The organism is Aeromonas sp. 6P (assembly GCF_051919525.1).
Taxonomy (GTDB): Bacteria; Pseudomonadota; Gammaproteobacteria; order Enterobacterales; family Aeromonadaceae; genus Aeromonas; species Aeromonas veronii.
Genome location: NZ_JBQBEO010000002.1, coordinates 558,489 through 580,001, shown reverse-complemented (window position 1 = coordinate 580,001; position 21,513 = coordinate 558,489). Strand labels below are relative to the sequence as shown.

Here is a 21,513-nt window from a genome sequence, read left to right as displayed (position 1 = left end):
ATGCATTCGAAAACTACTGGCAGAGCTGCCTGACTGCTGAACAGCCCGTCGTGCTGGATGAAGTTCATCCTCGCCGACATCCCCAATCTGGATATCACCTCCCCCATCGACCCGGATACCGGCCTGCCGCCGGAAAGTCAGATTGTGCATCGCCAGAACGTGGACCAGCGCGGCCGCATCAACAACAACGCGGTGGCCTACACCATCGTGATGGATACCACGGTGGGCGACTTCTCGTTCAACGCCATGTACCTGCGCAACAAGCAGAACGGCGTGATCGGGATGATTGTCTACAAAGGGCGCGAGACCAAGCTCAAGACCGACCAGACCACTGGCCAGACTGGCAACTCCCTGGTCAAGTCGATGCTGATGGGTTACGACCAGGCGGCCGAGGCCACTCTCACCCATGTGGATGCAGGTACTTGGCAGATTGACTATGCCGCCCGCCTGCGCGGGATGGATGAAGATATCCGCCAGTTGCAGGCCGATCTCTATGGCCATCACACCTTTGTCGGTGATGGCTTCAAGGTGGTCGAGAAAGATGGTGCCTATCAGGTAAGCCAGGGCGTGGCCATCATCGGCGGCCTGCGGGTCGAGCTGAAGGCGCCGGAGGTCATCCACCCGGGCACCAAGCCGATCGGCGTCTGGGTCGATGTGCATCGCGCCGGTTCGCTGCTCTCCGAACACCAGAACCACTTCACCATCATCACCAGCGTGGCGGATCTGGCTGACCATGTTGACAGCAACGGCTATCAGCACTATGTGGCCCAGCTGGGCACAATACTGGCTGACAGTACCATCGAGGATGGGCGTTCACAAAACAGTCAAGGTCAGTGGTTAGAGCAAGGGGATGTGGTATTACGTAGAGAACTTTCACTACCGTCTGGAGCCAGCCTTATTGGTGGGGTCATCACGCCGATCACCTCAAAATTCCTCGCAGGAGGAGCTATAGACGGCAAGGATTCCACGGCGGCGATTACAGCAGCTGGAGAGATTGGTGGAACTTACTATGTGCCAAAAGGTACATATATCATAGAAAGCGCCATGATCTCGAAAGATACTACATTCATTTTTGAGGTTGGAGCATCATTTAAACGCGCTAGCGGATTAGACATAAGGAAGAGTTATTGGGATGAAGGTGTCCCAATGATTGACGCCATAGCTGATGGGCTAACCATCACGTTCATTGAACCAACGTTCGATGGAAACAAGCTTAATCAGCCAGTGGTGCAAGTAGGTTACGCTGATCAAGGTGCCACGACTGAGCCGGCCGGTTGGACGTTCAGATATACACCAGTAAACGCTGATAGCGCGAATAATTGCCGCTTTAACTTCATTAGGCCGACATTTAAAAATGGAACGTCTGGTTATTTGCTAGTGCGGGGGGATGACGTCAGACGTAGGTTTAAAACAGAAGTTGTACTGCAAGACCCGAAGTTCACAGACACAATTTATGGTTACGGAAAGGGAGATCCTGAGACACCGACAGCACTTGGATGGAACTCGGATTATGTTACTGCTTACGACTATGTGGACATCTACACAAGTAACCTAGATATGGAATACAGCGCGGTGCCAACACCGGTAGGCCGCTACGCACCAGTGGGCATTCGCTGTACATTCTATGGATCAGATGTGACCAAAGCTGGCGGCGTCTCTATCTATGCTGTTGGTAAAACAACGCTTAAAGGTCTTGGTCGCAAATCACAAAGCTGGGATGGGTCTGACTTCAAGAACAGTAATGGCATAGGAGCTATCGATGGATACGGAGATTGTCGCAATTTCTACTTTGATGCTGTTGCAGCGGATGATTGTGAGAACGTGCCACTGCGAGCTAAGGCGACAATTTCAAATTATTATGTTAACAGCGCTGTATTAAGAAACTGTCGGCGCGGTTTGCAGGTGTCTCCAGCCGCCTCTGGAGTCATCGAAGGAAATATATGCGTAGGCAGTGTTGAAGCTTACGGTGGATGGAACCCGCAATTAGAATTTGTTGGGAATACGCCTTCAGATAAACTGAATAGTGTCAAAATAGGTAGTGCAGTGATATCAGGGGGGGTTAATGGAGAGGGTGCCACAGGTAATATAGGAGGGGTGGTTGTACGTAATGCAAAGACATTGATGGCACTGCTTGAAATTAAAGATCAGGATAATACCGGATTCTATTTTAATTCCTGTGATTTCTTTGACGTTAACGTGCGCACAGAAAATACAGCTGCAACAGGTGTAACTGGGTTAATTGCAGAGCCGTGTAATGGGACTATAAATTCGATAGTTAAAAAATGTGTCGGTTATGGCATGACAATTATGGGGGAATGTAGCAGCCTGCTAGTTTCTGCGGATGTAGATGGTGCAACTGATTATGGATCATACGTTGCCACGAATAAAGGTAATGTAGTAATTGACAGGTCATCTTCAAAGAATATATCAGGTCTTGGAAGGGGTTATTATCTTGGTCCGTCACATGGAACTATATCTAACAGCTCAGTAGACCAAAGCATTGTAAATCCTGTGGCAGCTGCTGATTTAGGGCAGGTGGTACAGAGTAACAACTCTTGGAATGCAAGGAGCAACATATTCAAGGCTGGAATAGGTGCACCGACAACAGGCAAGTTTAGAAAGGGGGATATGATTTATGTACCTCCTGTATCAAGTGGTTATATTGGATGGGTATGCTCTGTAGCTGGTGATGCCGGTAGTACAGCTGTTTTTAAACGTTTTGGTTCAATAGAGGCTTAACTATGGCGATTAAAAAAATTGTGAATGACATAGTGGGTAGAGAGCTTGAGCTTTATATTAGGCTTAACTCAGTTGAGGTGAGTAATCACGGAGTGGCAAGTAGTTTTCTATTTAGAGGGTTCGAGAGTCGAGAACATTTTGTTAATGGTTATGGATTCTTGTGGGAGTATGAGGTTACTGCGGTGATTGATGTTTCTGGGAATATATGGGAGCAAGCATATGCATTGATAAAAGACGATAGGTCTGTAGATGTTTAGTGGCAAGCTGTTCAAATGTTGGCAATGGTAGAGCTGTTCTTGGGGATTTGTCTGTATTAACAGGAATGAAGCAAGTCAAGTTGAAGGACCGAGCTGATGCGCTTTGGTGGTAATTTAAAAATTGAAGGTGTTGATTTAATGGCTCAGCGGAAAGAATTGGATACATTAGCCGTCGCTAGCAGTTTTATCACTGTCATTGCATATAAAAATGGCATAGGCCAGCACACAATAGCAGCAACAATAGCCATCAAATCAATGGCTGCCAAACTACATGACGGGGCAGATCCCCATCTTCCTGCTGGCCAACTTCATGCCGTAGCATGGATGGTAACAGCGAATAGTGAACAGGAACTGGCTGCCAAGTTGGCCGAGGTATGCGCAGTGCTGCCGCTGCCTGAGTGGTGCGCCACCCTGCGCCGCCTCACCGCCGAGAACGACCTGATGGCACAACCAGCGGCGGCCATGGTGCCGCGCTGGAAGGCGGGCGACCCGCTGATCTGGGATCCGCTGCGCCGTAACTTGCTGGTCTCTGCCGCTCGAGCCGCCTTGCAGCAGAGTGAGGACAATTCGCCATCACCGGAGGCCACCCGCGCCAAGCTGGCCGCGCTGACCAGCAAGCGCACCGCCCGCATCGCAGAACTGGACGCCGAGCTGGCCGCTAAGCCGAGTTTGGCTGGCAAGATGTGGAGCTGGCACGGCTATGGCGATCCGGCGAGCCTTGCCGCCCAGTTGCAGGGGAGCGATCACCCTGACCACAGCCATGCCGTTGGCGCCCTGCTGCTCTCACCAGAGCCGCTCACCTACTGGCAGGAGTTAACCAAATGAGCCGAACAGCAATGCTCACCCTGGACGGTGAGCCCATTGTGATGAAGTCGATGCGGATCTCGGCATCGATGCAGTTTCAGGACAAGGACAACAGCGGCCAAACCAGCTCGACCAGCAGCTCGGAGCAGGGGGAGAAGGCCAAGGAGCTCGATGTATCTGGTTTGGTGCCGTTCAACGATGAGCAGACCCTGAACAGGCTGTTTGAACTGGCCGCCGCCAAGCAAGACGGCGGCCAGCGCCATATCTATCGGGTCGGTTCGCTGCTGGCCAAAGGCGTGAAGGTGCGCCAGGCCAAGTTCGCGGGGCGCATCACTGCCAGCGAACAGGAGGGGCTGCTGGCGTGGCAGGTGCAATTCACCTTGCGCGAACATAACTCGGTACCGGAGAAGCGCGAGCAGCGCCAGCCCAAGCCAAAAGTGACTGTCGGCCAGGGAGCCGAGAACGCATCGACAGCCAATACAGCCAGCCCAGCCGCCGCCACTACAGAGCAAGAGCAGTTGAGCTCCTGGGAAAGGATGGTCAAGGGGCTGGATGACAAGCTGGGAGATGTAATGGCGTGAAACTTGCGACCAATATGACGGTAGGTGGCGAGCAGCGTCACCTGGTAGACCATGACATTGTGCTGGACTTGTCAGCCGGTGGCCGCGCCTCGATGACCATTGACGGGGCCGCGTGCAAGGGGCAGGTGATGACCGTGGACATTGGCTATAACAGCCAGCTGCGCCGCTGGTTCACCGGCTATGTCTATGATGTGCAACCAGCCGCCAACGGGGCCAGCAAGCTGATGTGTCGTGAACTGGCGGGGGTATTGGGTAGCCGGTTCCCTATCAGCATCCAGCACCCCACCTTGCGCAGTGTGCTGGCGTGGTTGTCTGAACAAACCAGCCTAACCTTCCTGCTGCCTGATGGGGTGGACTACACCGACACCCAGATCCCCAACTTCACCAGCGCGGGCACCGGTTATCAGTTGCTGAACAACGCGGGCCGCGCATTCTCGGTACCGGATTTCATCTGGCATCAACAGCCGGATGGCGCCATCTTCGTGGGCAGTCATGCCCATAGCCGTTGGGCGGGTCGGCCGGTCGAGCTTGATCCGGCCTTCTCTGCCCGTCAGGCTGGCAACACCATCACCACAGCACCGATCCCGGCCATGCGCCCGGGGGCCATCGTCAACGGTCAGCGGGTGGTGAGGGTGCGCCTCAAGGGTGATGAGATGACGCTCACCACCGCTACCCCGGATAAACCGGTTAAGTCGCCAGAGCGCCGCAAGATGGAGGGGGAGTTCCCCGAGCTGGCCGACCAGATGCACCTGCCAAAGTTCGGCCGGGTCGAGACAATCAGCGACAGGGCGGCCGCTGGCCAGCTCAATGATCCATTTCGCCCGCGCTATGCGGTGGATGTGCAACTGTTGGGCGAGGATGGCAAGCCGGATGAACAGACGCCGCTCTATCGCGCCGTGCCGCTGCCTGTGATGTTCGGCGGGCCTGAGCAGGGGCTGCTGCAGTTCCCTGTCGAGGGGACGCTGGTCGAGCTGGGGTTCGCCTTCGGTCGCGCCGATCGCCCATTTATCCGTACTATCCTGGGCACTGGCTGGGCGCTGCCGGATATTGAGCCGGGCGAGCAGCTGCAACAGCAACGGGCCGAGGTGTTCAGCCGCACCGATACCGTGGGCAACCAAACCCGCCACACTGACCGCAGCCAGCACGACAAGGCACTGCGGATGATCCGCGAGGCAGACGAGTACCAGGGCGAGTTCGGCCAGCACCAGCTGACTGTCTTGGCCAACAGCGTGGAAGATATTGGGGCCATGAAGCGCATTGAGGCGCTCGGGGATATCGAGCTGCTGACAGCCGAGGATATGATCCTGGGCAGCGCTGGCGACATGAGCACCACCACAGGCGGCAATCTGGAGGAGGATATCGCGCTGGTTCGCCGGGCACTGGCCGGTGAGCTCCAGCACTTCGAAGCGCCAAAGTCGTGGATGGGCACCGAGGGAACCAACATCTTCCGGCTGCTAAACCAACTGATGACAGTAGTGGAGCAGTTGGCCGCCACTGCCGCGAGCCACAACCACGGCGGGCCAGGGCCAACCAATGCCGAGACATTCACAGGCCAGAGCCAGCAGGCTGGGCAACTGGCCGGCACCCTCGCCCCCATCATCGAGTAACCAACCCAGCAACCAAGCAAAGAAGGCCCCGCATCTGCGGGGCCTTCTTCTATCTGCCTGACAGCGCCTGAGCATGGCCAGGGAAGGGCGCCGCATGTTAGGGGCACCATCAGGCAGGCGCACAGCATACGTGAAGCACAGGGCCGCGCACAGCCGACAGCGCGTGGCGGAGAAGCCCACGGCGGCGTCTGCGTCACGGAATCCGCGCTCTTCCGCTCCCGCCTGCGCGGCTCATCAAATAAATTTTTTGCAAAAGTGGATTACCGCAAAACCATATGCCCAGGCCGCGCCAGACAAAGGATCTGGGGTGCGCTGAGGATCTGCAAAGAAGGATCTTTTTTTCACTGTTTTGCAGTTATCGCCACCGGATTTCAGCAGGCGAAAAAATGTAAGTTGTTGATTTTGCTGTGGTGTGCGTGTTTTCCGTGGGGATTGGGACGATCTCGGGGGATCTCGTTGCGCGCGGCATTCATTGCTAAATCTCTTTTGTTTCAGTTAGTTGGGCTCATATTGAGGGATTATGGAAACTGAAATTTTGAAACGGCACTGAGCAGGGAGGGAGCTGTGGCAAGTGCGCCACGGAAAAGAGGTTTTTTATTGTTTGTGTCCGGTCACGCGAGGACGGGCGAACACTGAAGGAAACCGATCACCAGAATCGCAGTCGCCATCAAGGGGGAGAAGGTAAGCCTATTTCCCAGACGCCGGGAGGGTGGTCGGCAGATATCGAGCGAGGAACAAAGTGGCGGCAAAGCCAAAACCCCGCCGCCATTTTGCCGCCACAAACTGAAATAACAACCACAAGTCATTGAATTTAAAAAACAATAAATCAATTAAACACTAGAGATGGTTGTAGTTAAGGTGTGACATCCGATGGGGTTCCCGCTTGACGCGGACTCCGGTAGCAGCTGAGTTCAACCGCCAGAATGTCATACATGTCGCTAACCGAGTCAACCTTGTTCGCGCCAAACTGCTCCATCAGACTGGCCTTGAGGCGTGCCTTGTCCGGCATCCGGTCAGCGCAATAACGCTTGTTGGAGCGCTTGACCATCTCGCCAGCCCGGCTGCTTAGCGCCCGCTCGGAGAAGGTCTCGCCAAAGCGCGCCTTGGCCTGCTTGTCCCCCAGCAGCAGGGCACTGTCTACCACTCCGTTCAGATAGGCAGAGCAGTTCGCCGAAGCGGCGTCCTGCTTGCAATCCTCCAGCCCGCCGGCCCAGGCCGCGGGGCTCAACAACAGCATCAACAACCCTGTATGCAGCTTCATAGTCCCTCCGTACTCTGTTCCCCTTCTCCCTTGGGAAGGGCCATGCGCAAGGCCAGATAGCCGACTACCGCCGCCATGGTGGAGCCCACCAGGATCCCGAGGCGAGAGTAGCTGCCGTAATCCAGCCCACCGTGCTCGAAGGCGAGCGACGCGATAAACATCGACATGGTGAACCCGATGCCACAGAGGATGCTGACCGCAAAAATCTGCTTGAAGTTGACCCCGGGCGGCAACTGGGCGATGCCCAGCTTGACCGACAGCCAGCTGATGGTGAACACCCCGAGCGGCTTGCCGATAAACAGCCCCAGCATGATCCCCATGGGTACCGGACTCAGCAGGGAGGAGAGACCAATCCCTTCCAGCGATACCCCTGCGTTGGCAAAGGCAAACAGAGGTAGGATCAGATAGGCACTCCAGGGGTGCAGTTGATGCTCCAGATACTTGAGTGGCGAGGCGTAACGCTTGCCGTTAAGCGGAACCATAAAGCCCACCACCACACCGGCCAACGTCGCATGGACACCAGACTTGAGCACCGCAACCCAGAGCACCAGACCAACCAGCATGTAAAGGCTGATCCTGTCCTCACCACGACGATTCATCCAAAGCAGGGTGAGGGTTGCCAGAATACCGATGGCCAGCGCCTCCAGCGACAGTTGCTGGGTATAGAAGAGCGCGATGATGATGATGACACCGAGGTCATCCATGATGGCCAGTGCCAACAGGAATACCTTGAGGCTCACCGGAACCCGCTTGCCAAGCAGCGCCATCACCCCGAGGGCAAAGGCGATGTCGGTCGCAGCCGGGATCGCCCAGCCAGCACGCGCCACTTCATCCGAATAGTTGAAAAAGGCGTAGATCAAGGCCGGAGCCAGCATGCCGCCCACCGCCGCAATAGCAGGGAAGGTCGCCTGAACCCGGGTCGAGAGCGCCCCTTCCAGCATCTCTCGTTTCACTTCCAAGCCAACCAGCAGGAAGAAGATCGCCATAAAGCCATCGTTGATCCAGAGCAGCAGCGGCTTGTTGATGTCGAGGGCCGCAATGCGCACCTGCACCGGCGTGTCGAGAAACGCCTGATACCCGCCAGCCAGCGCGGTATTGGCTAAAATCATTGCCAGCATGGCAGCCATGATCAGAATAATTCCGGAGGCGGCCTCCAGCTTCAGGAACTTTTTGATTACGTCACTCATGGTTAAATTTTCCACCGTATTGCTTTGGTTTGAGTCTATCTCCTGCAACAACCAATGGAAAATCGTTTCTTGCTGCTCAATACAACGAAAAAACCGAAGGCAAAATAGAACATACCTGCTATAAGCAGGTTTTTCCTCGTCTCTGGCTACCGTCTTATTAATCAATAAAATGAATTTTCAATTATTTAACTGCATAAAAAAGGCGCCCTGAGGCGCCTTGCTATCAGATGGCGACGGGCGCCTTGATGCCGGGATGGGGGTCATAACCCTCGATCTCGAAATCCTCGAACTTGTAATCGAAGATGGAGTCAGGTTTGCGCTTGATCATCAGGGTCGGCAGCGGGCGCGGCTCGCGGGATAGCTGCAGCGCAGTCTGCTCCATGTGGTTGGAGTAGAGGTGCACATCACCACCGGTCCAGACGAAGTCACCCACTTCCAGATCGCACTGCTGGGCCATCATGTGGGTCAGCAGGGCATAGCTGGCGATGTTGAACGGCAGGCCGAGGAACACATCACAGCTGCGCTGGTAAAGCTGGCAGGAGAGCTTACCGTCCGCCACATAACTGGAAGAAGGCGTGGCAGGGAGCCAGCGCCATCTTGTCCAGCTCGCCCACGTTCCAGGCGGATACGATGATACGGCGCGAATCCGGGTTGTGCTTGATGTCATCCACCGCCTTCTGGATCTGGTCGATGACAGAGCCGTCGGCCGCAGACCAGGAGCGCCACTGCGCGCCGTAAACCGGCCCCAGATCGCCATTCTCGTCGGCCCACTCATCCCAGATGCTGACGCCATTTTCCTTCAGATAGGCGGTATTGGTATCGCCATTGAGGAACCAGAGCAGCTCGTGAATGATGGAGCGCAGGTGGCACTTCTTGGTGGTCACCAGCGGGAAACCTTCCGCCAGATTGAAGCGCATCTGATGGCCGAACAGGGAGACAGTACCGGTGCCGGTACGGTCTGACTTGACGGTGCCCTCATCGAGGATTTTCTGCATCAGGTCGAGATAAGCTCGCATTATTTCACCTCCTTCACGGCATTACCGAACAACTGCGGACGCTTGTAGGCAACCCAAATCATCAGGGCACCGGCGATAATCATCGGGGTGGAGAGGATCTGGCCCATGCTAATTTCCTGGAAGTAGAGACCGAGCTGGCTGTCCGGCTGGCGCACAAACTCCACCAGGAAGCGGAACAGGCCGTAGAACAGCAGGAACATGCCGGAGATGGCACCACGGGGCGGATTCTTGCGCCAGAACAGGTTGAGGATGATGAACAGCACCACCCCTTCCAGTGCGAACTGGTAGAGCTGGGAGGGATGACGCGGCTCGGGGCCCGCCTCCGGGAAGATGATGGCCCAGGGCACATCGGTGACCCGGCCCCACAGCTCGCCGTTGAGGAAGTTGCCGATCCGGCCAACGCCGAGACCAAACGGAATGAGCGGTGCCACAAAGTCGGCCACGGTGAAGAAGTGGCGCTTGGTCTTGTGGGCAAACCAGATCATCGCGGTGATCACCCCGATCAGACCACCGTGGAACGACATACCGCCGGTCCAGATCTTGAACAGATAGGTGGGATCCGCGAGGAAGAGATCGAAGTTGTAGAACAGCACGTAACCGACACGGCCACCGAGGATCACCCCGAGGAAACCGTAGAACAGCAGATCCGACACCTCGTTGCGGGTCCAGCCGCTATTCGGTGTATCGGCGCGACGGCCGGCAAGCCACATGGCAAACGCAAAACCGAACAGGTACATGAGACCATACCAGCGTACCGATAGTGGTCCCAAACTGAATGCTACGGGATCAATCTGCGAGAAAACCCAATATCCATCGTGCTGCATATGCGGCCCCAGTCAAAATAAAAGCCGCATTTTCCGATCATTCGTCAGCAGGGACAAGGCATGATTATCAATCACTCTGTTTCGATTTATGACCGGCTCGCAGCAAACCGCCCAAACCATGCTCCTCCAGATAGCGGGCAAACAGGCCGCGCAGTACGTGGGGGTTGTCATGTTTGAGGCCATCGGCCATCAGTTCGGTCAACTCGCTCAGGGTGGATTGACGCAGCACGTACTTGATCCGGGCGATGTTGTGGGTATTCATACTGAAGCGGCGATAACCCATGGCCAGCAGCAGCAATACACCGACCGGATCACCGGCCAGCTCGCCACACACCGACACCGGCTTCTGGTAGCGATGGGAAGCATCAACCAGCTGTTGCAGGGCGCGGATCACCGCAGGATGGAAGGCATCGTAGATGTTGGCAACGCGGGAGTTGTTGCGATCCACCGCCAGCAGGTACTGGGTAAGGTCGTTACTGCCCACAGACCAGAAGTCGATGAGCGGCGCCATCTCCGGCAAGATAAAGAGGGCTGAGGGCACCTCGATCATCACCCCTAGGCTGGGGTAGCGGATCACTGCATCGCGGCTCGCCGCCTCTTCCGACACCTCTCGCCACGCCTGATCCAGCAGACGACGGGAGGCTTTGATTTCGCTGACGCTGCTGATCATCGGCAGCATGATGGCCAGATTGTCCAGCCCTTCACTAGCCCTCAGCATCGCTTTGAGCTGCACCAGAAACAGTTCGGGGTGATCCAGGGTGATCCGGATCCCCCGCCAGCCAAGGAAGGGGTTTTCCTCGACGATGGGGAAATAGGGTAACGGCTTGTCGCCGCCCACATCCAGCGTCCGCATGCAGACCGGTCGGTTGCGGTAGGTCTCCAGAATGCCGCGATAGCGGGCAGTCTGCTCCCACTCGGAGGGGAAGCTCTCCTGCAGCATGAAGGGGATCTCGGTGCGATAGAGCCCGACCCCGTCCGCCAGCTGGTTGAGGGAGATCTCGGTATCGGCGCTGAGACCGGCGTTGAGCAACAGGGAGACCTTGGTGCCGTCGGCCGTCTCGGATGGCAGGTTGTCGACGCTGCGCACCAGGGTATCGAGCGCCCGCTCTTCGCTCAGCAGCTGACGATACTCGGTCAGGATCACCTGATTGGGCTCGATGAAGAGATCGCCGCTGTAGCCATCGACGACCAGCATGCGACCGCCTATGTCACCAAGGGGCAGATCGACCCCCATGATGGCGGCCACCCCCATGGCGCGGGCCAGAATGGCCGCATGGGAGTTGGTTCCCCCCTTGAGCGAGACCACCCCGGTCAGATACTCGCGGGGCACTTCCGCCAGAATGGTGGCTGTCACCTCGTCGGCAACCAGCACCACCGGCTCGCCGATGGAGATATGTTCCGGTTCATTCTGCACCAGTCGGCTGATCAGCCGCTGGGCAATATCCTTCACGTCGGTGGAGCGCTCCTGCAGGTAGGGATCCTTCATCCCCTTGAACTGCTCGATCAAGCGATCGCTAATCAGCTTGACCGCAGAGACCGCAGTCCAGTGCTCCTTGCTCACCTTGTTGCGAATGGGCTTGATGTAGCCGGGATCGCTGAGCAGATGGAGATAGATATCGAAGATCGCCACCGAATCCTGGCTGTAGCTCTCGCGAAAACGCAGCGCCAGACTCTCCAGATCGTGGCGCACCTCCTCAACCGCCAGCTCCAGCCGCGCCAGCTGGCTGGCATGGTCTTCATCCTTGCGCGGGGTAATGGACGAGAGCGCCTTACGGGGCCGCCACACCCAGGCCTTGGCCATGGCGATGCCGCTGGCACCGGCAATACCACGCAGCGGCTTGCTCCAGTCGGTCTTCTGCAACCACCCCTTGGCTTGCGCCTGGGCGATCCGCGCCGCCAGCTGGGCCGCCAGGGTGACCATGAAGGACTCTTCCCCCTCATCGAAGCGGCGGCTCTCCTTCTGCTGCACCACCAGAATGCCGACTACCTGACGCTGATGCATGATGGGAGCGCCGAGGAAGGAGCGGAACGCCTCTTCGGCAACATCGGGCAGGAATTTGAAACTGGGGTGCGCGGGGGCATCAGCCAGGTTGATCAACTCTTCCCGCTGACCCACCAGACCGACGATGCCTTGCTCGTAAGGCAGAGTCACCTTGCCGACTGCGGACGGGGCCAAGCCGTCGGTAGCCGCCAAGCGATAGCGGCGCACCTCGGGTTCCGAGACATAGACGGAGCAGCAGTCCACTGCCATGGCGTGCCGGGTCTGGCTCACCAATGCCTGCAAGGCCTGCTCGAGGGTATTGGCCTCGGCCATGCTCTCGACGATACGTCTCAGTTCCGTTAACAACTAATCTGTGCTCCTTAACGGGCGCGGTTGCGCCGCCCATCCTTCTTGTTGACCTGCACTACCGGCACTGGCATCGCCAGCGGGGCAAACTCTTTCATGACCCGGCGGTAAACCTCCCGCTTGAACGAGACGACCTGACGCACCGGATACCAGAAGCTGACCCAGCGCCAGTCGTCAAATTCGGGATGGCCATGACAACCGAACTGGATCCGCGACTCCTTGCCCGAATTCAGCTGTAACAGGAACCATTTTTGTTTTTGGCCAATACAGACCGGTGAACTGTCCCAGCGGACAAGACGTTTGGGTAAACGGTACTTTAGCCAGTTACGACTGGTGGCCATGATGGTCACATCTTCGGGCTTGAGGCCAATCTCCTCATACAGCTCTCGATACATGGCCTGCTCTGGCGTTTCACCATCATCAACCCCCCCCTGCGGAAACTGCCAGGAGTGCTGCCCATAGCGTTTAGCCCACAACACTTGTCCTTCACGGTTACAGATCACGATACCGACATTGGGACGAAATCCGTCGCCATCAATCACGTGATCACCTTATAAAGGCTGAATCTATAAGGAGATTGTTCCACATTCACTCCGTGGCAGCAAACAAGGAGTGAATCCCCTGTTTCATGAATAACTTTCGATTTCAAACATACTTATAAACAAATCCAAGGATCCGCGCCCCCAAGTTGCCCACCCAGGCTGTGCATAAAGCTGTTAGCAAACGGGTATATACAGTACTTTTTAACTGTACGCGAAAAGTGCCCCTCCGTATCACCACGCGACATAAAATATAAAAAATCATTATTTTTTATAAACTTGAGATAAGGCAACTGGATCTAGGTCCATGTTCCCCCAAGAGTCAGATCCATGATCCGGATTGTGAACAAGTTCAACTGCTCAAAGATCCACCGCGGCGAAATTATCCACAGGAGTGGCACAATATCTACCCCGTTTACCCTGTAAAAATGGGGTGGCATTCACAATTTTTTGTAACATATCAGCGACTCCAATCACTTTCATCCACTTATCCAAGATTTCTGTGGATAACTGTGTGTAACATCATGCACAAACCCTTGGACAACTATTTCGAGGTCAAACCAGACCTGGCTTACTGCTCGATAAAACAGACAAAATCCTTTAAAATCATAATGATGAACTGATAGCCCCCAAATTCTCTGCATTTGATCTTATCCACTCAGGATCGGTTATAAAAACAGCGATCCTTCTCGGGATCCTCCCCTGTTAGAATATGGCGAGCAAGATGGAGCCAACTATGCCAAGCAATCCCCAATCCGAGCAGGAGTTATTGAGCCGCGCCTATGCCATGGCCGGCTTCACGCTGGCGCAGCTGGCCGCCGAGGCTGGTGTTGCGGTGCCCAAAGACCTGCGCCGTGACAAGGGGTGGGTCGGTCAGTTGATCGAGCTGCAACTGGGAGCCAGCGCAGGGAGCAAGCCGGAGCAGGACTTCCCGGAGCTGGGGATCGAACTCAAGACGATCCCCGTGGATCCTCAAGGCAAACCGCTGGAGACCACCTTCGTCTGCGTCGCCCCGCTGATCGGCGTCAGCGGCCAGCGCTGGGAGGAGTCCAACGTACGCAACAAGCTCTCCCGGGTGCTCTGGATCCCGGTGGAAGGCAGTCGGGAGATCCCGGTTGGCGAGCGGCGAGTCGGCATGCCGCTGATGTGGAGCCCGAATGAAGAGGAAGATCGGCTACTGCGTCAGGACTGGGAGGAGCTAATGGACATGATAGTGCTGGGAGAAGTGGAGCAGATCAGCGCACGCCACGGCCAGGTGATGCAACTGCGGCCCAAGGCGGCCAACAACAAGGCGCTGACTCGCGCCATCGGCCGCGATGGTCAACCCATCATGACCCTGCCCCGCGGCTTCTATCTCAAGATCGACTTTACCCACAGTTTGCTGCAACGCTATTTTGCCTTGCCGACTTGATCTGCCTTATCAACATCTTTGTCATATGGTGGTATAAAAATAGACAGGAGCCATTTTTAACTCACAGACAAGGAGGCGTCATGCCACTGATCAAACAGTTTTTAAAGTCCAAGCCCGAGGTCAAGGTGACCTTTGCCGTAGAGAAAGAGGCAGCAGCAGGGGCGGAACAGGTGATGCTGATCGGCGAGTTCACCCAGTGGCAACCGGTCGAGCTGAAGCGCATGAAGAGCGGCGAGTTCAAAGCCACCCTCAATCTGCCGACCGACGGCCCGGGTTACTTCGAATATTGCTACCAGCTCATCACCCCGGCAGGGGAAACCCTCTACGAGAATGACTGGGCAGCGGATGACTATGTGCCAGGCCCCTTCGGGCGAGACAACTCGGTAGTTCGGGTCATCCAGTAACGGCTCCCAGATAGCCAATAGACGGATACAAAAAAGGCTCGCCATTGGCGAGCCTTTTCACTACCTGTCGAGCTATTTGCCGACATACCGACACCAATTCGAATCGAATTAGTTGAGCTTCTCTTTGATACGAGCAGCTTTGCCGGACAGGTTGCGCAGGTAGTACAGTTTGGCGCGGCGAACATCACCACGACGCTTCAGTTCTACACTGTGGATCAGCGGAGAGTGAGTCTGGAATACACGCTCAACACCTTCGCCGTTGGAGATCTTGCGAACGGTGAAAGCAGAGTGCAGACCGCGGTTACGCTTGGCAATAACGATGCCTTCGAAAGCCTGCAGACGCTCTTTACCACCTTCTTTAACACGAACTTGAACACGTACAGTGTCGCCCTGGGCAAAAGCCGGGATGTCGGTACGCAGTTGCTCTTGTTCAAGCTGCTGAATAATCTTGCTCATTGTCTTTCCTTACCTAGGATAAACTGAAAACTCTACTTAACGCTGTCACGCACTTCGCGGACATACTCGGCAAGAAGTGATTCTTGCTCGTCAGTCAGAGCTAGGTTGTTAATAAGTTCCGGCCTTCTTTGCCAGGTTCGTCCGAGCGACTGCTTGAGACGCCAGCGTCGAATCACTTCGTGATTGCCGCTTGTCAGCGCCTCGGGCACCACCAATCCATCCAACACCTCCGGCCGAGTGTAGTGGGGATGATCCAGCAAGCCATCCGTGAAGGAGTCTTGCTCGGCACTGGCCTGATCACCCAAAACCCCCGGGACCAGACGCGAAACCGCATCGATCAGGGTCATGGCAGGCAACTCGCCACCACTTAACACGTAATCCCCGATAGACCACTCTTCGTCGACTTCGGTTTGTATCACGCGTTCATCGATACCTTCGTATCGACCGGCTACCAGAATCAGTTTCTGATTCGTCGCCAACTCGGTTACGCCCGCTTGAGTCAGCTTGCGTCCCTGAGGAGAGAGATAGATGACTTTCGCCCCGTCTCCCGCCGCTTGCTTGGCTGCATGAATCGCGTCACGCAGCGGCTGAACCATCATTAACATGCCGGGCCCACCACCATAAGGACGATCATCGACCGTACGGTGTTTATCGTGGGTAAACTCCCGGGGGTTCCAGCACTCAATCTGCAGCAGGCCACTCTTGACGGCCCGACCCGTTACCCCGTGCTCGGTAATGGCTCGGAACATTTCAGGGAAGAGGCTAATAACCCCAATCCACATAAGAAACCTCCGGCACCCGTGTTAGCGCGGGAAACTAGAAACCAGGATCCCAATCAACTTCGATTGTTCGAGCAGTCAGATCAATATTCTTGATCACCTGCTCTTCCAAGAACGGAATCAACCGCTCCTTTGCACCAAAGGCATCTTTTACATTGGCCTCAACCACCAACACATCGTTGGAGCCGGTTTCCATCAATTCGGTCACCTTGCCCAGGTCGTATCCCTTGGTGGTCACCACGGAGCAACCAATCAGGTCACGCCAGTAGAACTCACCTTCAGGCAACGCAGGCAACAGATCGGCGGGTACGCCAATCTCGACATTGGTCAATGCCAGGGCATCTTCGCGCACATCGATACCATCGAGTTTGCAGATCAGACCCTTGTTGTGACGTTTCCAGGATGAAACCCGGATTTCACGCCACGCCCCGTTCTGACTAATCAGCCAGGGGTTGTAATCGAAAATCGCTTCGGCAACATCGGTGAAGGAGTTCACTTTAAGCCAGCCCTTGATGCCATAAACGGTACCCAGGGTGCCCAGAACTACAGGTTTTTCCACCTTAACTCCTTACCGTTGGGCTGATTAAGCAGCTTTTTTAGCGTCTTTGATCAGCTTGGCAACGCGGTCAGAAACAGCGGCACCAGTAGCAACCCAATGCTCGATACGAGCCAGGTCCAGGTTCAGCTTTTCAGCTTGACCAGCAGCAACCGGGTTGAAGAAACCAACGCGCTCGATGAAGCGACCGTCACGGGCGCAACGGCTGTCAGAAACTACTACCTGGTAGAACGGACGCTTTTTCGCGCCACCACGTTGTAAACGAATGGTTACCATATCGTCCTCATTAACATCTAATGAACAAGGCCCGCAAACACGCGGACCCTAGCTTAAAATAAGCCGCGTAATTCTACTTGGATTCGTAATAATTGCAACCAAGCCAGCCATTTTTTGCGCAGAGCGGCAATGAAAAGGGGCCTGCAACTGCAGACCCCCATCAACACGCAGGCCGGATCAGAACGGGCCGCGACCGCCACCGAAACCGGGGGGCATCATGTTCTTCATCTGGCTGATCATCTTGCGCATGCCGCCTTTACCGGACATTTTCTTCATCATGCGCTGCATCTCGGTGAACTGCTTGAGCAGCTTGTTCACATCCTGTACCTGCATGCCGGAACCTGCGGCGATACGGCGTTTGCGGGACCCCTTGATAAGATCGGGATGGGCGCGCTCCTTGGGCGTCATGGAGCTGATGATCGCCTCCATTCGCACGGTGAGCTTGTCATCCATCTGATCTTTCACGTTATCCGGCAGACCGGACATGCCGGGCAGCTTGTCGAGCATCCCCATCATACCGCCCATGTTGCGCATCTGGGCCAGCTGCTCGCGGAAATCTTCCAGATCGAAACCCTTGCCACTCTTGACCTTGCTGGCCAGCTTGGCCGCTTTCTCTTTATCGACGTTGCGCTCGACTTCCTCGATCAGAGAGAGCACATCGCCCATACCGAGGATACGGGAGGCGAGACGATCCGGGTGGAACGGCTCCAGCGCATCGGTCTTTTCACCCATACCGATAAACTTGACCGGCTTGCCGGTGATGTGACGCACCGACAGGGCGGCACCACCACGGGCATCGCCGTCCGCCTTGGTAAGGATGACACCGGTGAGCGGCAGCGCTTCATTGAACGCCTTGGCGGTGTTGGCGGCATCCTGACCGGTCATGGCATCCACCACGAACAGGGTCTCGACCGGCTTGATGGTGGCATGCAGATCCTGGATCTCGGCCATCATCTCGCTGTCTACGTGCAGACGACCGGCAGTATCGACGATCACCACGTCATAGAATTTCTTGCGCGCCTGATCGATGGCGGCGGTGGCGATATCGACCGGCTTCTGGCTGGCATCGCTCGGGAAGAAGTCGACACCGATGTCATTGGCCAAGGTTTCAAGCTGTTTGATCGCCGCCGGACGATAGACGTCGGCACTAACTACCAGCACCTTCTTCTTGCTGCGCTCTTTGAGCAGCTTGGCCAGTTTGCCAACTGTGGTGGTCTTACCGGCCCCCTGCAGACCGGCCATCAGGATGATCGCAGGCGGCTGGGCAGCCAGGTTGAGCTGTTCGTTGGCCTCCCCCATTACGGTGACCAGTTCACCGTGCACAATCTTGATGAATGCCTGGCCCGGGCTCAGGGATTTGGCCACTTCCTGCCCGACTGCGCGCTCTTTGACACGCGCCACGAAATCACGCACGACCGGCAGGGCGACATCCGCCTCGAGCAGCGCCATGCGGACTTCACGCAGGGTTTCCTTGATATTGTCTTCGGTCAGGCGACCACGGCCACTGACATTGCGCAAGGTGCGCGAGAGTCGTTCAGTCAAATTCTCAAACATGACGGATTCCGGTTCTTGGCGTAATAAATTGGGGGCATTATAACCCAGAGCGGGCGCGAGGACGATTATTCACCGCACCGCAGCAGCAGGGAGCTTCTCCCTATATATGGGCAGATCGGCCGTTGCACAACTGGCGAGCACTTCTCGTGCAAGGTATACTGCCCCTCTTACCCTCAAAAGCTTGTGCAACAACGACCTGGTTATGATCGTAATCTCTGTTCTGGCCCTGGCGTTTTATCTGCTGGCCATCATCGCCTCCCTGCATCTGTTACTGAGCGCCAAGCCGGTGGGACAGCGCTCCCTGTTTGCCTGTATCGGATTGGCCCTGATCGCCCACGCCAGCGCCCTCGGTTCAGAGGTATTGCAGAGTTACGGCCAGAACCTGAGCATGCTCAACGTTGCCTCGCTGGTCAGCCTTATTATCAGTTGCTTCATGACTTGCGTAACCCGCCGCTTCAACGGCTGGATCCTGCTGCCGGTGGTCTACAGCTTCTCGGCCCTGTTGCTGGCTGCCAGCGCCTTGATCCCGGGTCGCTACATAACCCATCTGGAGGCCCATCCCCAGCTGTTGCTGCACATCGGCCTCGCCCTGATGGCCTACTCGGTATTGATGATCGCCTGTCTGTTTGCGCTGCAGCTCGCCTGTCTGGACAAACAGCTTAAATCTCGAAAAATCAGCAACCTGCCAGCCATGCCGCCACTGATGACGGTGGAGAAACGACTGTTTCAGTTGATCTCTGCAGGGGTGCTGCTACTTACACTCTCCATCGCCTCCGGCCTCTTCTTCCTCGAAGATATGTTCGCCCAGGGCAAGTCTCACAAGGCAGTGCTCTCCATCCTGGCATGGTGTGTTTACGTGTTGCTGCTGTGGGGTCATCACACCTATGGCTGGCGCGGCCGCAAAGTCATCACGCTCAGTCTGATTGGCAGCTTCATCCTGACTCTTGCCTACTTTGGCAGCCGCTTCGTCAAAGAAGTGCTGTTGAGCTGACACCTATACTCTTTTAGCCATACCATCCAACAGGAGCCCTTTTTGGACAGCATCTCAACGAGTACATTACTGATTGTTCTCGTTATCTTGATCCTTCTTTCCGCCTTTTTCTCCAGTGCCGAAACCGGTCTGATGTCCATCAACCGCTACAAACTGCGGCATCTGGCACAGACCAAACACAAAGCCGCACGTCGCGTTGAGCAACTGCTCGCCCGCCCCGATCGCCTGCTGGGGCTGATCCTGATCGGCAACAATCTGGTCAATATCCTCGCCTCCGCCATCGCCACCATCGTCTGTATCCGGCTGTTTGGTGATCTCGGGGTCGCCATCGCCACCTTCGGGCTGACCCTGGTGGTACTGGTATTCGGTGAAGTGACCCCCAAGACCCTGGCCGCCATGTTTCCGGAGAAGATCGCCTATCCCGCCTCCTGGATCCTCAAGGGGCTGATGGTGCCGCTCTCACCGCTGGTCTGGCTGATCAACGGCATCACCAGCGGCCTGCTCAAGATGCTGAAGATCAATCCCAACAAGGATGACTCCCTCAACACCGAGGAACTGCGCACCATCGTCAATGAGGCGGGTAACCTGATCCCCCAGCGTCATCAGGAGATGCTGCTGAGCATTCTGGATCTCGACAAGATGCTGGTCGAGGACATCATGGTGCCACGCAGCGATATCTACGCCATCGACATCAACGATGACTGGAAGAGCATCCAGCGCCAGCTGGCCCACTGCGCACACACCAAAATCCTCCTCTATCGCGACAATATCGACGACGTTGTCGGCTTTTTGCACGCGCGCGATGCCCTGCGGCTGGTAGCCAGGGATCTGTTCAACAAATCGAGTCTGTTGCGGGAAGTGGACGAGATTTACTTCATTCCGGAAGGAACGCCGCTCAACGTGCAGCTGGCCAAATTCCAGCGCAACAAGGAGCGAATTGGCCTTATCGTCGACGAATACGGCGATATTCAAGGTCTAATCACTCTGGACGACATTCTGGAAGAGATCGTGGGCGACTTCACCACCTCCATGACGCCAGCGCCGAGCGACGAGATCCATCCCCAGTCAGATGGTTCTTATCTGGTCGAAGGCTCAGCCAATATTCGTGAGCTGAACAAGGAGATGAACTGGCACCTGCCCATCGACGGCCCGCGTACCCTCAACGGCCTGATCCTCGAATATCTGGAGGAGATCCCCCAGCCCAACATCGGGATCCGGCTGGCCGGTTATCCTATCGAAATCCTCGATGTGGAGAACAACATGGTAAAGATGGCGCGGATCATGCCGGCATCGTACCGAGCGGAGTCGGATTCGCAAGATTGAAAAAGGGCTGCCAGTGGCAGCCCTTTTCTATTGCTCATCGTCATTGCTCATCTTCATCATCCGGCTCCAGCACCAGCGTCGGGATCAACTCGCCAAACACCCTCTGTAGCTCGTCACGGTTGGCCAGCAGGTCTTGCAGCGTATAGCTGTCCATCACCGCCAGAAACGCATCCATCGCCTCTTTCAGCGCACTCTTGAGCAGACAGACAGAGACGATGTGGCAAGCGGGCGAGCCGCAGTCAATGCCGTCCAGATTACCTTCCAGCGCCCTGATCACCTGCCCGATATTGATGGTGGCGGGATCGCAAGCCATGCGAATACCACCATTCTTGCCCCGCTGGGATTGCAGATAGCCCAGCTTCACCAGCTGATTGACCACCTTCACCATGTGGTTGCGGGAAACGCCATACAGGGCCGATACCTTGGCAACGCTCGACAACTCCCCTTCCGGCAGGGTGGCAAGATAGAGCAGGGCTCTCAATCCAAAATCTGTATAACTGGTTAGTCTCATAAAACCTGATTAGCGCGATGCGAAAAGTGGAGTATTGATTCAAATCAAATAAACATCTAGGATGCCACTTATTAAATGACATTTTATATG

At 55.9% G+C, this 21,513-nt stretch carries 20 protein-coding genes and 1 pseudogene; 9 read left to right on the top strand and 12 right to left on the bottom strand.

Annotation, left to right across the window (positions count from 1 at the left end; translation table 11 throughout):
- Positions 1–57: 57 nt before the first annotated feature.
- From ACTG2J_RS02785 to ACTG2J_RS02765, 5 genes are all read left to right on the top strand, one after another.
- On the top strand, positions 58–2,739 hold the full coding sequence (locus ACTG2J_RS02785) for a phage tail-collar fiber domain-containing protein (protein WP_439997141.1): 2,682 nt from the start codon (positions 58–60) through the stop codon (positions 2,737–2,739).
- Positions 2,740–2,741: 2 nt separating this feature from the next.
- Complete coding sequence (locus tag ACTG2J_RS02780) at positions 2,742–2,996, top strand: hypothetical protein (RefSeq protein WP_439997140.1); 255 nt, start codon at positions 2,742–2,744, stop codon at positions 2,994–2,996.
- 324 nt (positions 2,997–3,320) lie between these two features.
- The gene (locus tag ACTG2J_RS02775; protein WP_439997139.1) at positions 3,321–3,821 is read left to right on the top strand and encodes a hypothetical protein; all 501 of its coding nucleotides are present in this window, start codon (positions 3,321–3,323) and stop codon (positions 3,819–3,821) included.
- Entirely contained in the window at positions 3,818–4,381 is a 564-nt protein-coding gene (locus ACTG2J_RS02770; RefSeq protein WP_284488926.1) for a hypothetical protein, read from the top strand. The genes ACTG2J_RS02775 and ACTG2J_RS02770 overlap by 4 nt, the downstream gene beginning before the upstream one ends.
- Entirely contained in the window at positions 4,378–5,988 is a 1,611-nt protein-coding gene (locus tag ACTG2J_RS02765; RefSeq protein ID WP_439997138.1) for a hypothetical protein, read from the top strand. Before ACTG2J_RS02770 ends, ACTG2J_RS02765 begins: the two co-directional genes overlap by 4 nt.
- A gap of 853 nt (positions 5,989–6,841) precedes the next feature.
- Here ACTG2J_RS02765 and ACTG2J_RS02760 read toward each other — a convergent pair.
- The 6 genes and pseudogenes from ACTG2J_RS02760 to rppH all read right to left on the bottom strand — a co-directional run bounded on the left by ACTG2J_RS02760 (position 6,842) and on the right by rppH (position 13,165).
- Complete coding sequence (locus ACTG2J_RS02760) at positions 6,842–7,249, bottom strand: hypothetical protein (RefSeq protein WP_019445581.1); 408 nt, start codon at positions 7,247–7,249, stop codon at positions 6,842–6,844.
- Positions 7,246–8,436 (bottom strand): Na+/H+ antiporter NhaA, encoded by a 1,191-nt coding sequence (gene nhaA, locus ACTG2J_RS02755; protein ID WP_005348917.1) that lies wholly within the window; start codon positions 8,434–8,436, stop codon positions 7,246–7,248. The genes ACTG2J_RS02760 and nhaA overlap by 4 nt, the downstream gene beginning before the upstream one ends.
- A gap of 223 nt (positions 8,437–8,659) precedes the next feature.
- Positions 8,660–9,452: pseudogene (gene thyA, locus ACTG2J_RS02750) on the bottom strand (thymidylate synthase).
- Positions 9,452–10,276: a prolipoprotein diacylglyceryl transferase gene (gene lgt, locus ACTG2J_RS02745; protein ID WP_113740098.1), complete on the bottom strand. Its 825-nt coding sequence runs from the start codon at positions 10,274–10,276 to the stop codon at positions 9,452–9,454. The pseudogene thyA and the gene lgt overlap by 1 nt, the downstream one beginning before the upstream one ends.
- Positions 10,277–10,343: 67 nt before the next feature.
- Positions 10,344–12,623: a phosphoenolpyruvate--protein phosphotransferase gene (gene ptsP, locus ACTG2J_RS02740; protein WP_005348914.1), complete on the bottom strand. Its 2,280-nt coding sequence runs from the start codon at positions 12,621–12,623 to the stop codon at positions 10,344–10,346.
- 14 nt (positions 12,624–12,637) lie between these two features.
- Positions 12,638–13,165, bottom strand: a complete 528-nt coding sequence (gene rppH, locus ACTG2J_RS02735; protein ID WP_005357996.1) for an RNA pyrophosphohydrolase — start codon at positions 13,163–13,165, stop codon at positions 12,638–12,640.
- 733 nt (positions 13,166–13,898) lie between these two features.
- Between rppH and mutH the strand changes: the two genes are divergently transcribed.
- Both mutH and ACTG2J_RS02725 read left to right on the top strand, forming a co-directional pair.
- Complete coding sequence (gene mutH, locus ACTG2J_RS02730; protein WP_042084339.1) at positions 13,899–14,573, top strand: DNA mismatch repair endonuclease MutH; 675 nt, start codon at positions 13,899–13,901, stop codon at positions 14,571–14,573.
- Between the two features lie 80 nt (positions 14,574–14,653).
- Positions 14,654–14,977: an isoamylase early set domain-containing protein gene (locus ACTG2J_RS02725; RefSeq protein WP_005348910.1), complete on the top strand. Its 324-nt coding sequence runs from the start codon at positions 14,654–14,656 to the stop codon at positions 14,975–14,977.
- A 108-nt stretch (positions 14,978–15,085) separates the two neighbouring features.
- Here the strand turns inward: ACTG2J_RS02725 and rplS are convergent, their stop codons facing one another.
- The 5 genes from rplS to ffh form a co-directional block, all read right to left on the bottom strand.
- Positions 15,086–15,433, bottom strand: a complete 348-nt coding sequence (gene rplS, locus ACTG2J_RS02720; protein ID WP_005313505.1) for a 50S ribosomal protein L19 — start codon at positions 15,431–15,433, stop codon at positions 15,086–15,088.
- A gap of 32 nt (positions 15,434–15,465) precedes the next feature.
- Positions 15,466–16,215 (bottom strand): tRNA (guanosine(37)-N1)-methyltransferase TrmD, encoded by a 750-nt coding sequence (trmD, locus tag ACTG2J_RS02715; RefSeq protein WP_113740097.1) that lies wholly within the window; start codon positions 16,213–16,215, stop codon positions 15,466–15,468.
- Positions 16,216–16,249: 34 nt separating this feature from the next.
- Positions 16,250–16,771, bottom strand: a complete 522-nt coding sequence (gene rimM / locus ACTG2J_RS02710; RefSeq protein WP_113740096.1) for a ribosome maturation factor RimM — start codon at positions 16,769–16,771, stop codon at positions 16,250–16,252.
- Positions 16,772–16,795: 24 nt separating this feature from the next.
- On the bottom strand, positions 16,796–17,044 hold the full coding sequence (gene rpsP, locus ACTG2J_RS02705) for a 30S ribosomal protein S16 (RefSeq protein WP_005340392.1): 249 nt from the start codon (positions 17,042–17,044) through the stop codon (positions 16,796–16,798).
- A gap of 177 nt (positions 17,045–17,221) precedes the next feature.
- Complete coding sequence (ffh, locus tag ACTG2J_RS02700; protein WP_439997136.1) at positions 17,222–18,598, bottom strand: signal recognition particle protein; 1,377 nt, start codon at positions 18,596–18,598, stop codon at positions 17,222–17,224.
- A gap of 202 nt (positions 18,599–18,800) precedes the next feature.
- Between ffh and ACTG2J_RS02695 the strand changes: the two genes are divergently transcribed.
- Positions 18,801–19,589: a cytochrome C assembly family protein gene (locus ACTG2J_RS02695; protein ID WP_005340390.1), complete on the top strand. Its 789-nt coding sequence runs from the start codon at positions 18,801–18,803 to the stop codon at positions 19,587–19,589.
- Positions 19,590–19,631: 42 nt separating this feature from the next.
- Complete coding sequence (locus tag ACTG2J_RS02690) at positions 19,632–20,912, top strand: HlyC/CorC family transporter (protein WP_206900538.1); 1,281 nt, start codon at positions 19,632–19,634, stop codon at positions 20,910–20,912.
- A 40-nt stretch (positions 20,913–20,952) separates the two neighbouring features.
- Here the strand turns inward: ACTG2J_RS02690 and ACTG2J_RS02685 are convergent, their stop codons facing one another.
- Positions 20,953–21,423: an Rrf2 family transcriptional regulator gene (locus tag ACTG2J_RS02685; protein ID WP_005340388.1), complete on the bottom strand. Its 471-nt coding sequence runs from the start codon at positions 21,421–21,423 to the stop codon at positions 20,953–20,955.
- Between the last annotated feature and the right edge of the window lie 90 nt (positions 21,424–21,513).

Coding starts and splice junctions, on each gene's coding strand:
- ACTG2J_RS02780 (WP_439997140.1), top strand. CDS start 2,742: ATGGCGATTAAAAAAATTGTGAATGACATAGTGGGTAGAGAGCTTGAG.
- mutH (WP_042084339.1), top strand. CDS start 13,899: ATGCCAAGCAATCCCCAATCCGAGCAGGAGTTATTGAGCCGCGCCTAT.
- rplS (WP_005313505.1), bottom strand. CDS start 15,433: ATGAGCAAGATTATTCAGCAGCTTGAACAAGAGCAACTGCGTACCGAC.
- ACTG2J_RS02785 (WP_439997141.1), top strand. CDS start 58: ATGAAGTTCATCCTCGCCGACATCCCCAATCTGGATATCACCTCCCCC.
- ACTG2J_RS02695 (WP_005340390.1), top strand. CDS start 18,801: ATGATCGTAATCTCTGTTCTGGCCCTGGCGTTTTATCTGCTGGCCATC.
- ACTG2J_RS02725 (WP_005348910.1), top strand. CDS start 14,654: ATGCCACTGATCAAACAGTTTTTAAAGTCCAAGCCCGAGGTCAAGGTG.
- ACTG2J_RS02770 (WP_284488926.1), top strand. CDS start 3,818: ATGAGCCGAACAGCAATGCTCACCCTGGACGGTGAGCCCATTGTGATG.
- ACTG2J_RS02775 (WP_439997139.1), top strand. CDS start 3,321: ATGGTAACAGCGAATAGTGAACAGGAACTGGCTGCCAAGTTGGCCGAG.
- trmD (WP_113740097.1), bottom strand. CDS start 16,215: ATGTGGATTGGGGTTATTAGCCTCTTCCCTGAAATGTTCCGAGCCATT.
- ACTG2J_RS02685 (WP_005340388.1), bottom strand. CDS start 21,423: ATGAGACTAACCAGTTATACAGATTTTGGATTGAGAGCCCTGCTCTAT.
- nhaA (WP_005348917.1), bottom strand. CDS start 8,436: ATGAGTGACGTAATCAAAAAGTTCCTGAAGCTGGAGGCCGCCTCCGGA.
- ffh (WP_439997136.1), bottom strand. CDS start 18,598: ATGTTTGAGAATTTGACTGAACGACTCTCGCGCACCTTGCGCAATGTC.
- ACTG2J_RS02760 (WP_019445581.1), bottom strand. CDS start 7,249: ATGAAGCTGCATACAGGGTTGTTGATGCTGTTGTTGAGCCCCGCGGCC.
- rpsP (WP_005340392.1), bottom strand. CDS start 17,044: ATGGTAACCATTCGTTTACAACGTGGTGGCGCGAAAAAGCGTCCGTTC.
- lgt (WP_113740098.1), bottom strand. CDS start 10,276: ATGCAGCACGATGGATATTGGGTTTTCTCGCAGATTGATCCCGTAGCA.